Origin of the sequence: Natronorubrum marinum, assembly GCF_052040125.1 — an archaeon.
Lineage (GTDB): Archaea > Halobacteriota > Halobacteria > Halobacteriales > Natrialbaceae > Natronorubrum.
On sequence record NZ_JBPPFV010000001.1, the window covers coordinates 352,955 to 366,042 of the forward strand.

The 13,088-nt window shown below is 66.2% G+C and carries 9 protein-coding genes; 5 read left to right on the forward strand and 4 right to left on the reverse strand.

The annotated features are described in order from the left end of the window. The first annotated feature begins 184 nt into the window (after nt 1-184). On the forward strand, nt 185-3,415 hold the full coding sequence (gene carB, locus ACSFC5_RS01805) for a carbamoyl-phosphate synthase large subunit (RefSeq protein WP_440763561.1): 3,231 nt from the start codon (nt 185-187) through the stop codon (nt 3,413-3,415). Between the two features lie 39 nt (nt 3,416-3,454). Here carB and ACSFC5_RS01810 read toward each other — a convergent pair whose 3' ends face one another. Next, nucleotides 3,455-4,111 carry a hypothetical protein gene (locus ACSFC5_RS01810; protein WP_440763562.1) on the reverse strand — a complete coding sequence of 219 codons (657 nt, stop codon included), beginning with the start codon at nt 4,109-4,111 and terminating at the stop codon, nt 3,455-3,457. Nucleotides 4,112-4,219: 108 nt separating this feature from the next. Beyond that, on the reverse strand, nt 4,220-5,878 hold the full coding sequence (locus tag ACSFC5_RS01815) for a hypothetical protein (RefSeq protein ID WP_440763563.1): 1,659 nt from the start codon (nt 5,876-5,878) through the stop codon (nt 4,220-4,222). A 216-nt stretch (nt 5,879-6,094) separates the two neighbouring features. Here ACSFC5_RS01815 and ACSFC5_RS01820 point away from each other — a divergent pair, with 216 nt between their 5' ends. Beyond that, on the forward strand, nt 6,095-6,883 hold the full coding sequence (locus ACSFC5_RS01820) for an ABC transporter ATP-binding protein (protein ID WP_440763564.1): 789 nt from the start codon (nt 6,095-6,097) through the stop codon (nt 6,881-6,883). Between the two features lie 68 nt (nt 6,884-6,951). Here the strand turns inward: ACSFC5_RS01820 and ACSFC5_RS01825 are convergent, their stop codons facing one another. Next, the gene (locus ACSFC5_RS01825; protein WP_245724120.1) at nt 6,952-7,551 is read right to left on the reverse strand and encodes a DUF3267 domain-containing protein; all 600 of its coding nucleotides are present in this window, start codon (nt 7,549-7,551) and stop codon (nt 6,952-6,954) included. A 200-nt stretch (nt 7,552-7,751) separates the two neighbouring features. On the opposite strand from ACSFC5_RS01825, the gene folP reads away from it, so the two are divergent. Continuing rightward, entirely contained in the window at nt 7,752-10,319 is a 2,568-nt protein-coding gene (gene folP / locus ACSFC5_RS01830; protein ID WP_440763565.1) for a dihydropteroate synthase, read from the forward strand. A gap of 122 nt (nt 10,320-10,441) precedes the next feature. After that, nucleotides 10,442-11,224, forward strand: coding sequence for a hypothetical protein (locus ACSFC5_RS01835; protein ID WP_440763566.1), 783 nt, complete (start codon nt 10,442-10,444; stop codon nt 11,222-11,224). 170 nt (nt 11,225-11,394) lie between these two features. Here ACSFC5_RS01835 and ACSFC5_RS01840 read toward each other — a convergent pair whose 3' ends face one another. After that, nucleotides 11,395-11,658, reverse strand: a complete 264-nt coding sequence (locus tag ACSFC5_RS01840) for a hypothetical protein (RefSeq protein ID WP_440763567.1) — start codon at nt 11,656-11,658, stop codon at nt 11,395-11,397. A gap of 204 nt (nt 11,659-11,862) precedes the next feature. On the opposite strand from ACSFC5_RS01840, the gene ACSFC5_RS01845 reads away from it, so the two are divergent. Then, the gene (locus ACSFC5_RS01845; protein ID WP_440763568.1) at nt 11,863-12,972 is read left to right on the forward strand and encodes an aldo/keto reductase; all 1,110 of its coding nucleotides are present in this window, start codon (nt 11,863-11,865) and stop codon (nt 12,970-12,972) included. Nucleotides 12,973-13,088 lie beyond the last annotated feature (116 nt).

The following is a 13,088-nucleotide window of genomic DNA, read 5'->3' on the forward strand; positions in this document are numbered from 1 at the left end:
CGTTCGGGAGTCGAATCGAGCGAGCCGTCGGAGCAGTACCGCGGCGTGCGTTCGGTCTCCCGACGGCTCCGGTTTTCGTGCCGGTTGATCGCGCCCTCCAGTTCGAATTTCGAAAAGCGATTTCGAGATTCGTACTGTATCGTGGGGCTTATTACGATGTACGAACTCCGATTCGACAAGCAAAATGAGCACGGACCATCAGGGCGAGGGCGACACAGGGGACGGACGCACGATCCTGTTGATCGGTAGCGGACCGATCCAGATCGGGCAGGCAGCCGAGTTCGACTACTCCGGTGCGCAGGCCTGCCGGGCCCTTCAGGAGGAGGGCGCTCGCGTCGTGCTCGTCAACTCGAATCCCGCGACGATCATGACCGACCCGGAGATGGCTGACGAGGTCTACATCGAGCCGATCACCACCGAGGCCATCGCCGAGATCATCCGCAAGGAACGTCCCGACGGCGTCATCGCCGGCCTCGGCGGCCAGACCGGCCTCAACGTCACCGCCGAACTGGCCGAGGAGGGCGTCTTAGAGGAGTACGACGTCGAGATCATGGGGACGCCGCTGGACACCATCTACGCGACGGAGGACCGCGACCTCTTCCGCCAGCGCATGGAGAAGATCGGTCAGCCCGTGCCCCGGTCGACCACGATCTCGCTCGAGGAGGGCGAGACGGTCTCGGAACTGACCGAGGACGACCTCAAAGAGCGCGTCGAGGCCGCCGTCGAGGAAGTCGGCGGGCTGCCGGTCATCGCCCGCACGACCTACACCCTCGGCGGGTCGGGGTCGGGCGTCGTCCACGAGATGGACGAACTCCTCGCTCGCGTCCGCAAGGGGCTGCGCCTCTCGCGTAACAGCGAGGTGCTGATCACCGAATCCATTGCGGGCTGGGTCGAGTACGAGTACGAGGTCATGCGCGACGCCGACGACTCCTGTATCATCATCTGTAACATGGAGAACATCGACCCGATGGGGATCCACACCGGGGAGTCGACGGTCGTTACCCCCTCACAGATCGTCCCCGACGAGGGACACCAGGAGATGCGCACCGCGGCGCTGGACGTCATCCGCGAACTCGGGATTCAGGGCGGCTGTAACATCCAATTCGCCTGGCGCGACGACGGCACTCCCGGCGGCGAGTACCGCGTCGTCGAGGTCAACCCGCGCGTCTCCCGCTCCTCCGCGCTCGCCTCGAAGGCGACGGGTTACCCGATCGCTCGCGTCACCGCGAAGGTCGCCCTCGGCAAGCGCCTCCACGAGATTACGAACGAAATTACCGGCGAGACGACCGCCGCGTTCGAGCCGGCGATCGACTACGTGGTGACGAAAGTTCCGCGCTGGCCCAAGGACAAGTTCGACGACGTCGACTTCGAGCTGACGACCGCGATGAAGTCGACCGGCGAGGCGATGGCCATCGGCCGAACCTTCGAGGAGAGCCTGCTCAAGGCCTTGCGGTCCTCCGAGTACGAACCCGACGTCGACTGGGCCGAGGTCTCAGACGAGGAACTCGAGGAACGCTACCTCGAACGACCGTCGCCCGATAGGCCGTACGCGCTGTTCGAGGCCTTCGAACGCGGCTACACGGTCGACGAGGTCGTCGAACTGACGGGCATCTTCGAGTGGTACACCGAGCGCTTCAAGCGCATCGCGGACTCGACGTTGGCCGCACAGGAGGGCGACTTCACCGAGGCCGCCATCGCCGGCCACACCAACGCCACGATCGCTGCGACGGCGGGCGGCGAGGTCGACGTCGACACCGTCGAGCAGCAGGTTCCCGGCCGCACGTACAAGCAGGTCGACACCTGCGCCGGCGAGTTCGAGGCCGAGACGCCGTACTACTACTCCTCGCGCAAGAACGAGTTCGAGTCCGGCCCGCTGGTGGGCGACGCCGCATCGGGCGAGCTCGAGGTCGATCTGGACTTAGAGAGTGTCATCGTCGTCGGTGGCGGCCCGATCCGCATCGGGCAGGGCGTCGAGTTCGACTACTGTTCGGTCCACGCCGTACAGGCCCTGCGAGAGATGGGGATCGACGCCCACGTCGTCAACAACAACCCCGAGACGGTCTCGACGGACTACGACACCTCCGACGGGCTGTTCTTCGAGCCAATTACGGCCGAGGAGGTCGCCGACGTGGCCGAAGCGACCGGCGCCGACGGCGTAATGGTCCAGTTCGGCGGCCAGACGTCGGTCAACATCGGCGAACCGCTTCAGGACGAGATCGATCGCCGCGGCCTCGAGTGTTCGGTCATGGGGACCAGCGTCGAGGCGATGGACCTCGCCGAGGACCGCGACCGCTTCAACGCCCTGATGGACGAGCTGGGGATCGCCCAGCCCGAGGGCGGGACCGCCTTCTCCAAGACGGAGGCGCTCGAACTCGCTCACGATATCGGCTACCCCGTCCTCGTCCGTCCCTCCTACGTGCTGGGCGGCCGCGCGATGGAGGTCGTCTACGACGACGAGGAACTCGAGAAGTACATCGAAGAGGCCGTCCGCGTGAGCCCGGAGAAACCGATTCTCGTCGACGACTTCCTCGAGGACGCGGTCGAACTCGACGTCGACGCCGTTTCCGACGGCGAGGACGTCCTGATCGGCGGCATCATGGAACACGTCGAGGCCGCCGGGGTCCACTCCGGCGACTCCGCCTGTATGATTCCGCCGCGCTCGCTCGACGACGACACGCTGGCCCGCGTCCGCGAAGTCACCGAAGAGATCGCCGACGCACTCGACACGGTCGGCCTGCTGAACGTCCAGCTCGCCGTCCGCGATGGTGAAGTGTACGTCCTCGAGGCGAACCCGCGCTCTTCGCGTACCGTCCCCTTCATCTCGAAAGCCACGGGCGTGCCGATCGCCAAGATCGCCGCGAAGGTCATGGCCGGGACCTCGCTCGCCGACCTCGACATCGACGAGCAGATCCCCGAACAGACCTCGATCAAGGAGGTCGTCCTGCCGTTCGACCGCCTGCCGGGCTCGGACCCGCGTCTCGGCCCGGAGATGAAATCCACCGGCGAGGTCATGGGCAGCGCCGACACGTTCGGCAAGGCCTACGACAAGGCACAGGACGCGACCAACAAGCCGATTCCCGAGTCGGGAACCGCCATTATCGACCTCTCGGCCGACAAGTTCCCCGATCCGGAGACCGAGGACGGCGAGGCCCTTGTCGACGGCTTCACCGACCACTTCGACCTCTGTGAGGAAGTCGACCTCCCGCAGGCCGTCCGCGAGGGGAAAGTCGACCTCATCGTCTCCCGCGACCGCGACCTGCTCGAGGTCGCCGTCGAGGAGGAGATCACCTACTTCTCGACGCCCGCCAGCGCGTCGGCCGCGCTCGAGGCGCTCGAGTCCAAGGCCGAACCGATCGACGTGCAGTCGATCACCGGCCGTCCGAAGCGTACGGCGCAGTGGGGCCGCTCGGACTGAGTCGGCCATCGGTCGACGTCGAATTTTCGGTCGGATCGATCATGCGGTCCCGGCGAACTGGGCGACTATCGATCCCTGATCGGCGGCGCCGCCCAGCGACGTGCCGACGACCTCCATCACCCCCTCGATCTGAGTGCCGCCGTGGAACTGTACGTCGACGACGCCGCTTCCAATTTCGTAGAGCGGCGCGACGATTCCGCCTCGAGGCGTGAAGATGTTGACCTGCAACCCAGCGGAGACGCCCGGCGGGAGGTCGACGCCTAGATCGGCGATGTGTTCGGCTCGGAGCAGCCCCGACGCGTCGTCCGTCTGCACGGAGCCGATCGGTACCGCCGCATCGTTGAGCGTCGGGTCGCCCCCGGTGTTCAATGCGGTTCGAAGCGCTGTGTTGGTGTAGAACGCGACCGCCCCGCTCTCCGGTGCTCCCTGCGGATTTCCGGAGATAAGGGCGACGTCTCTCGGCCCGGCTGAGGTCTCTCCGACGGGCGGGGTGACGAAAAACTGCCCGTCCCGGTCGAACGCCTCGAACGACGTCTCTCCGACCATACGGATCTGGTACAGCGTCGGCTCCGTCGGGATGGCCGATTCCTGTGCGCGTGTTCGACCCGCGATACCGACGCCGCCGAGACCGAGTACACCCGCCGCTTTGAGCACGGTTCGACGCGAGAGTTCACTACCGACTTCTGTGGCTGACATTCTCTTTCACTATTCCACGAGGAACGAGGAGAATAGGTCGTCGACCGGCTTAAAATACTGTCACGAACGGCTGGAACCTCCATCGGACAGGGGTCTCCTGCTCGACGCTCACTCGAGCGTGTACCGGTCGAACTCCTCGATGGCGAACAGAGACGAGACGGGGGGTGCGAGGAGGCCGACGACGAGGACGGTCCACGCGGAGATCGTAATGCCTCGAGCGGAGACCGCCAGTTCGGGGCCGGGCGTCCACGCCGTCACCGCCGTGAGCAGGTCGGCGATCAGGCCGGGCGCGTCGACGTAGAGGACGGCGGCGGCGATCGCTGTCAGGATGATCACGGCCGAGTAGACGATGAAGGCGGTCTTGCTCGGCATCACCGCCTCGCGGTTGTTCGTCACCTTGACGCTGCCGTATCGGGGGAAGGCGGCGCCGACACCGGTCGCGAGGGCCGGCGCCGCGACCGCGCCGACGGTGGTGGCGACGACCAGAGCGGCGGTGTGCTCGAGCGAGAGGGGACTGAGCAGGCCGAGAGTGAGCGAGACGAGCAAGGCGACCGGGCCGGCAACGAGCGCGCTGGCGACGACCAGCCCCGTGATCGCCTGCCGGCCCGCGAGGGGCGAGGCGACGACGGCGGGTAGCGCGCGGCCGAGGTCACCGAGCGGGTTGAGCGTGAACAGCGCGCCGGCGGCCCAGACGACGTACAGCGAGAGGATCACGGCGACATGGGTCGGCACGGCTCCGGTTCGGGCGATCTCCTGGACGAACGCGATCGATCCCAGTAACGGATAGCCGACGTAGACCAGCCGGATCGGGGCCCGTTTCGTTCGGCGGATCGCGGTCGTCGCCACCGTTCGCACTGGGCGCGAGAGCCCGTACGAGAGCAGTCCCGAGAGTCGGTCCGTCGAATCCGTAACCGGCTCTTCTCCCTCCTCGAACCGCGCGGGATCGGCGAACCAGTGCCGTCGCGCGGAGGAGATGCCGACGGCGACGGCGACCGCGCTGAGCCCCGCTGCGCCGAGCAGTGCTCCGAAGGCGATGGTACTCGAGGCGGCGACGTTCGGGACGCCGAGCAACAGGAGATGGCCGGGCCAGCCGAGGGGGCTGTCCTGGAGCGCGTAGAACAGTTGGTCGATGACCAGATTGAACCGGCCCGTGGCGATGGCGCCGAAGTAGAGCACCCAGAACGCGATGAAGATCACCATTCGGTAGCGAGCGATCGGTTCGTAGACGGTGACCAGATGGCGGATCCAGACGCCGACCACGAAACCGACGGGAACGGCGGTACAGAGGGCGAGAACGACGACGAGCGGCACGAGCAGAACGGGGAGTATCGTCCCCGCTCCGGAGGCGAACGCGGCCGAGAGGACGATCGCCGGCGGAAGGAGCCAACTCCCAAATAGGAGCATCTCGGCACCGACGATGCCGACAACGACGTTCCGGAGCGGCGTCGAGGTGAGCAGGAAGGCCGGTTTATCGACGGTCGCGGCCGACGTAAACGCCCGAATCCCCGCCATGAAGACCAAGAACAGCCAGGCGACGGCGACGCCGCCCGTGACGAGTTCGGTCGCCATCGTGGCTTGGGACTGAGTAATTCCCTCTGCGAACTGCTCACCGAGCATCGGCAGCAGGTAGCCGCCGGCGACGACGATCGAGCCGAACATGACCGTCGCGAGCAGCCCCATCATGAACAGCTTCGAGCGCTCGTTCGACACCGCTCGAACCGTTCGTCGGAACTCCGTCGTAGCGACGAGGAGGGGAACGCGCGACATCAACGAACACCACCGCAGCGGTGGCGACTGCACATCGGCAGGGAGGCACACGGCAGTTCGGGACCCATACTCGATAACGCGTCATCCATCCAGTAAATCATTTGGATCCTGTCATTCGCGAGCCGATACCGTTCGACGAGCGGTGGGACCTCGCCTGCGCCTCGAGCGCCGTCGAATATGTCACACATTTACATCGAATGCGACGAAACGAGACGTATGAGCCCCCCCGACGCCCCCGCGATCGAAACCGAGGCCCTCACGAAACGGTACGGCGAGACGACCGCCGTCGCCGGGCTGACGATGACCGTCGATCCGGGGACGGTCTACGGCTTTCTCGGGCCTAACGGCGCGGGGAAGACGACGACGATGCGGATGCTAACGACGCTGACGAAACCGACCTCGGGGACGGCCCGGGTTGCCGGCCACCCCATCACCAATCGCGAGGCCGTCACGCCCCACATCGGCTACCTGCCCGAGGAGCCGCCGATCTACGACGAGCTGACGGGTCGCGAACAGCTCGAGTACGCCGCCGGCCTCCGGGATCTGCCCGACGCCGACGCCACCGAGCGCATCGAGTCGCTGCTCGAGCGGTTCGACCTGCTCGCGGACGCCGATAGACGGATCGAGGGCTACTCAAAGGGGATGCGCCAGAAGGTCGGCGTCATCCAGGCCGTTCTCCACGAACCCGCCGTCGCTTTCCTCGACGAGCCCACGAGCGGATTAGACCCGCGCGCGGCCCGGACCATGCGCGAGACCATCGCCGACCTCGCTGATCGGGAGATGACCATCTTCCTCTCGACGCACATCCTCCCCGTCGTCGACGAACTGGCCGACGAAATCGGCGTGCTTCACGACGGCAAACTGGTCGCCCAGGGCGAGCCCGAGACGCTGAAGTCCCGCGCCGAGACCGGCGAAGCGCGGAGCCTCGAGGAGGCGTTCCTCGAGGTCACGCAGGAACACAGTGACGAGGAGCCGGACCGTTCGGCCGAGCCGCCGATGAAGTAACGTGTGCGCTGTGAATCGGCGAGCGTCCGCACTGTCGCTGTCGATCGCGCGGCGGCGATAGCTCACCGTTAGAGCGGTTCGTAGACGTACGAGTGACGGATATTCACGTCGTACAGGAGCGTCTCACTGGGCATCCGTCGGAACCGGAAGACGGCGTAGATATCTCCAACGGCGCCTGCGGTGTTTACTATCAGCACGAATCCCGCCGTGATCGCGATAATCGGTATCGGAACGGCGAGCAACGGAACGCACGCTGCCGTTATGACGACGAGCGGCGCGAGGGCGACGCGGAGTAGGTCGTTCCGGCGTTGAAATTCACCGAAGACTGCGGCGTAGAACGCTCCCATCGCCGGAACCGCGCCGTACACTGCCGTGTGGCCGTACAGTCGGAAGACGACGCCGTGAATCAGTTCGTGAACGACGGTCGTCACAACCAGTGCCACGAGGAACGGAACGGCGATCGCGGTCAGATCCATCGTCCACGTCGTCGCCGATCCCTCGACCGTCACTTCGTAGAACGTGAACAGTTCCGGCCCGTGAAGCAGCGACAACAGAGCTACAACGGCGACAGACGAGAGGAGACCCAACAGTCCAGATCCGATCAGGAGCGCTATCATCGGGTACCGAAATTCGTACGGCTCGGCGTACCCCTCCGGGGTTGGAGGCAACTGGTCCGTCGCGACGGAATCCGAGTTAACCGATATTTTCTTAGCCACGGCGCCACGTCCGCTGTACGGTCGTAAGTAGTTACATTGTTTGGCCGGACGGAAACGCGATTGTCCGTCGACGATGGGTCGGGGACGCGGACAGGCCGTGCCGCCAGCGGCGAGTTCGACATTCCTAAGCGCGCGGACTCTGTGGTTCGGGTATGGAGTATTACGAGGCGGCGGACTTTTTATTCGATCTGCGGCGGTTCCGCCCGAAACCCGGGACGGAGTCGACGGCGCGGCTGCTCGCCCACCTCGAGAACCCTCACGAAGGCGTCGAGTTCGTCCAGATCGCCGGCTCCAACGGAAAAGGGAGTACGGCGCGGATGGTCGAACGAAGTCTCCGCGAGGCCGGGCTCTCGGTCGGCCTCTACACCTCGCCACACCTCGAGGACCTGCGCGAACGCGTCCGCGTCGACGGCCGCAAGATCCCCCGGTCGGCGGTCCGTGACTACGTCGAGGCCGCCCGCGGGTACGTCACCGAGCGCGGGGCCGACGGCGAGTCGCCGACGTTCTTCGAGACGATGACCGCGATGGCGGTCTGGCACTTCGGCCGCGAGGACGTCGACGTGGCCGTCCTCGAGGTCGGTATCGGCGGGAAGTACGACGCCACGAGCGTCGTCGATCCGATCGCGAGCGCCGTGACGAGCGTCACGCTCGAGCACACGGGCATTCTGGGCGAGACCGAAGCAGAGATCGCCCGCGACAAGGCACACGTCGCCCCGGCCGACGCGCCGCTGGTGACCGGCGTCACCGGGGACGCGCTCGAGGCGATTCGGGAGGTTGCCGGAGACGTGGTGACCGTGGGTAGCGCGTCTGCTGCACGGGACGGCGAAGCTGACCCCGATGTCACCGTCGAGTACGAGGGGCGGGCGAACCACACCGAAGCCGCCATCGCCATCGAGCACGACGAGTGGCATCTCGAGACTAATATTCCCCTTCTCGGCACGCATCAGGCCGAAAACGCCGGTATCGCCGCCGCCCTCGCGCGACAGGTGACCGACGTCTCGGACGACGACCTCGCGCGGGGGCTGCGAAGCGCCCACTGGCCGGGGCGGTTCGAGGTGATCGACACGGCGCCGCTGGTGATTCTGGACGGCGCGCACAACCCCGGCGCCTGCGAGCAACTCGCGGAGACCCTCTCGACGTACGCTTACGACGACCTCCACCTCGTCTTCGGCGCGATGCACGACAAAGATCACCGCGAGATGGCCGCGACGCTGCCGACGCCGGATTCGGCGCTCGTAGCCGAGCCGTCGCTCGATCGGGCCGAGGATCGGGACGTCCTCGCGAGGGTGTTTTCCGATGCCGGTGTCGACGACATCCGGACGAGCGAGAGCGTTCAGGACGCCCTCGAGACCGCACTCGCCGACGCCGGAAGCGACGACTGCGTGCTCGTGACCGGGTCGCTGTTCGCCGTCGCGGAGGCCCGCTCGCGCTGGACCGCTGCCGGCGTGCCAAAGCGGATTCGGAACCTCGCGGACGCCAGCGACGCGCTCGCGAGGGCGAACGTCCCTGAAACCGAGAACGACCGGTCACAGGTCGACGCCGTCCACCGCGTCGTCAAGCTGACGGTCGACACCCGCCAGGCGACCGCGTTGAAAACCGAACTGGTCCGCCTCGGCGGCGAGTGTGCCCTCTCCGGGCTCCAGCAGCACGCCGAGGCGGTCGAGGCGGTTCTGATGGGAACCGTCAGGCAATTCGAGGCGCTCGTCGCGATCCTCGAGTCGGATACGGACGGCGGGCCGAGCGGGCTAGCGGATGTTGCTCGAGAGATCCGAGAGACGCTCGAACTCGACGCGGCGACTACGGCCGCGAACGAGGCGGCTTCGAGCGGTGCGGATCCGATCGGTTCGGTCTCGGCGGACCCGGACGCACGCGAACCGGGTTCGACTGGCGCACGCAGCGACGACCACTATCCCTGGCACGACCGCACCGCCGTGATGGGCATTCTGAACGTCACGCCGGACAGCTTCCACGACGGCGGGGAGTACGACGCGCTCGAGGACGCTCTCGCCCAAGCCGAGGCGATGATCGAGGCCGGCGTCGACGTGATCGATGTCGGCGGCGAGTCGACCCGACCCGGTGCCGATCCCGTGTCGGTCGCGGAGGAGATTGATCGCGTCGTCCCCGTGATCGAACGGATCGCAGAGCTCGACGTCCGGATCTCCGTCGACACGCGCAAGGCCGCCGTCGCGGAGCCGGCGCTCGAGGCCGGCGCCGACATCGTCAACGACGTCTCGGGGCTCGAAGATCCCGAGATGCGCTTCGTCGTGGCCGACCACGACGCGGGGCTCGTGGTGATGCACAGCGTCGACGCGCCGGTGGTTCCGGATCGAAACATCGAGTACGACGACGTCGTCGAGGACGTAATCGATCAGCTCTCCGAGCGCGTGCTGCTCGCCGAGAAGGCCGGAATCGATCGCGACGATATCGTCGTTGACCCCGGCATCGGATTCGCCAAGTCCGCCCGCGAGAGCTTCGAGATCCTCGGTCGCCTCGACGAGTTCCGCGCGCTCGGCTGTCCGGTCCTGTTCGGCCACTCCCACAAGTCGATGTTCGATCACGTCGGCTCGGCGGCCGGCGACCGCGGTCCGGCGACGGTCGCGGCGAGCGCCCTCGCGGCCGACCGCGGCGCAGATATCGTTCGCGTTCACGACGTATCGGAGAACGTCGCCGCGGTCCGGACCGCGCTCGCGGCGCGCGATCCGAAGCGCTTCGAGTGGTAACGGTTGCCTCCGTCCCGAACGCGTCCCCACCCGTTTTCAACGAGGGTTCAGGTGCCGGTCCAACCTTCAACCGTCCGGACGGAGTACTCCCACCGAGCGCAGCGTGCGCGACGGACCAACTCATGTCTGAGGAACACGACTCCGATCTGGCGGCGAACATTCCGACGGAGAAACTCGAGGCGTACGACGTCGAAAAATCGGTCGAGACGGCCACGTCGATCGTCGACAACCCGAAGCGGGTGTTGCTGCCGTTGCTCGGCGGCGGCGCGTTGCTCCTATCTGCCCTCCGTTCGCTCAAACGGGGGCAGTTCCGCGCGATTCCCAAGGGGGTCGTCGGTGCCGGGCTGCTGAGCTACGGCCTCCGAAACCGGCGCTCGAGCGAGTCACCCGCGTTCGAACCGAGCACGGTCGAGATCGAGGAGGGGACCGACGGGAAGGAGACGTCGGACGAGGCCAGCGCCGCCGCCGAGCGCACCGACTCCGGGCGAGAGTCACAGATCGACGCCGAGGGTACCATCGACGAGTCGGCACAGCTCGGCGAGGAAGTCGAGACGGGCTCGCGGATCGAGTTCACCGACGACGCGGAGCAGGACGAGCCGCGAACGAAACCCGACCACGGCGGTGACGAGGAGGATCCCCGCCGCAGTACCGACGACGATAACGAGCCGGTCGAGGTCGACGTCTCCGATACGGCGATGGCCGAAGAAGTGGCCGAAGCGACCGGTCCCGATCCCGAGCAAGCACAGCCATCCCAGACCGACGCGATCGAACCCGAGGAGACGCCCGAGGAGGACGCCTCGGACATGAAAGTCGACCCGAACGAGGACGCCGACTCGACGAGCGACGAGTCGGAGGCCGATGCAAGCGACGAGGACGACGAAACTGACGAAGACGACGACCGATAACCCGTACGGCTCCGACGGGACGCCGGCTTCTCGAGACGACGCGCGATCGTTCGCGAGGCTCGAGCCTCGCGAACGGTTCGCTATAGTAACACTGGAAGTCAGTGCACACCCGATCGCGCGACGGCTATGCGATCGGTGTGTAAATAGTTCCAGTGGCTACTATACTCCGACTATGGGCTCCGCTCTCGGCCCGCCTCCCGGGTCGACTGCCAGCCGGAGAGCACGTATGCGGGCAGCGCAATGGCACCGACCACGAGCAGCGTGCCGGCGACGACCGTTCCGACGGTAACGTAGCGGGGACTCAGGGTCAGCGACGTCGGGAGATCGAACTCGAAGAGCGTGAGAGCGCCGAGAGCGGCGACGCTCGCGATGGCGACGGTGGCAACCGCCAGCAAGAGGGCGGGGGACACGAGTCGCCGAGACTGATCGTCCATACAACGTCTCGACAGCGACCGCCCATGAGTCGTTCGCCTCGCGGATCGAGCGGACGCCGTCTCCCCGGGTGCCGGAACCGGGACCGAACACGTGCGGTCGGCGGCGACTGATACCGAACCTGTTCTGCCGGACCGAACACGTTCCCGTCCCGCTCTGGGACGCGTTCCGCACGCAATAAGTCCCCTCGATTCCAAGAGCCGAACATGCACTATCAGGAACTCGGCGACTCCGGCGTCGAGGTCAGCGAAGTCGGCTTCGGCGCGTGGGTCGTCGGCACCGACTGGTGGGGCGACCGCTCGGAAGACGACGCCCTCGAGATGGTCCGGTACGCTATCGATCAGGGAGTGACGTACATCGACACGGGTGACGTCTACGGCCACGGCCGCAGCGAGGAGCTCATCGGCGAGGCGATTGCGGACGTCCGTGAGGACGTGACGCTCGCCACCAAGATCGGCTACGACTTCTATAACAATCCCCAGGCCGGCCACGGCGAGTTGCCCAAGGAGATGGACCCCGACTACCTCCGGGACGCCGTCGAACAGAGCCTCGAGCGACTCGACGTCGAGCAGATCGACGTGCTTCAGCTTCACAACGCCGACGTCGAGGAGATCACCCCCGACGTGCTCGAGTTGCTCGACGAACTCGAGGAGGAGGGGAAGATTCGCGCCCGCGGGCTCGCGCTCGGCCCCTCCATCGGCTGGCTCGCGGAGGGCGACCTCGCCATCGAGGAGGAGTTCGACTCCCTGCAACTCGTCTGGAACGTCCTCGAACAGGAGGTGGGAAACCACTTCCTCGAGACGATCGAGCGGACGGGCTCGTCGACCAGCCTGATCCCCCGCGTCCCCCACTCCTCGGGCATTCTCAACGAGCAGGTGACGCCCGAAACCGAACTCGGGGAGGGCGACCACCGCGGCTTCCGACCCGACGCGTGGTACGAGACCGGCTGGGAGAAACTCGAGACGTTGCGGTTTCTGGAACGAGACGGCGTCTCCGCAAGCGAAGCGAGCGGACGGCAGGGAGCGACCAGTGGGAGCGACGGTAAACGGACGATGGGCCAGGCCTCCATCGCGTGGCTCCTCTCCCACGAATCAGTCGCGTCCGTCACGCCGACGTTCCGCACGAAAGGCGATATCGACGAGTGGGCGGCCGCGAGCGACGTGCCGAAGCTCTCCGACGAGGAGCTGGCTCGCGTCGAGGAGTTGTACGAGAACGACTTCGACATCGACCGCGACGACGGGATGGACTCGCTGCGCTCGTCGGTCGGCGGCGACGACATCGAGTCGGCGGGTCTGGACAAGCTCGCGGCCGACTAAGGAATCCACGGAAGAAAGGTAAGCATATTTCAACTATTCTATTAGGCCGGCTCATTTCTCAGTACTGTTCCTCTAGTCCGCCGTTAGACGCCTCGTAAAGCCGTCTAGCCGCTGAT

Coding starts and splice junctions, on each gene's coding strand:
- carB (WP_440763561.1), top strand. CDS start 185: ATGAGCACGGACCATCAGGGCGAGGGCGACACAGGGGACGGACGCACG.
- ACSFC5_RS01810 (WP_440763562.1), bottom strand. CDS start 4,111: ATGTCAGCCACAGAAGTCGGTAGTGAACTCTCGCGTCGAACCGTGCTC.
- ACSFC5_RS01815 (WP_440763563.1), bottom strand. CDS start 5,878: ATGTCGCGCGTTCCCCTCCTCGTCGCTACGACGGAGTTCCGACGAACG.
- ACSFC5_RS01820 (WP_440763564.1), top strand. CDS start 6,095: ATGAGCCCCCCCGACGCCCCCGCGATCGAAACCGAGGCCCTCACGAAA.
- folP (WP_440763565.1), top strand. CDS start 7,752: ATGGAGTATTACGAGGCGGCGGACTTTTTATTCGATCTGCGGCGGTTC.
- ACSFC5_RS01835 (WP_440763566.1), top strand. CDS start 10,442: ATGTCTGAGGAACACGACTCCGATCTGGCGGCGAACATTCCGACGGAG.
- ACSFC5_RS01840 (WP_440763567.1), bottom strand. CDS start 11,658: ATGGACGATCAGTCTCGGCGACTCGTGTCCCCCGCCCTCTTGCTGGCG.
- ACSFC5_RS01845 (WP_440763568.1), top strand. CDS start 11,863: ATGCACTATCAGGAACTCGGCGACTCCGGCGTCGAGGTCAGCGAAGTC.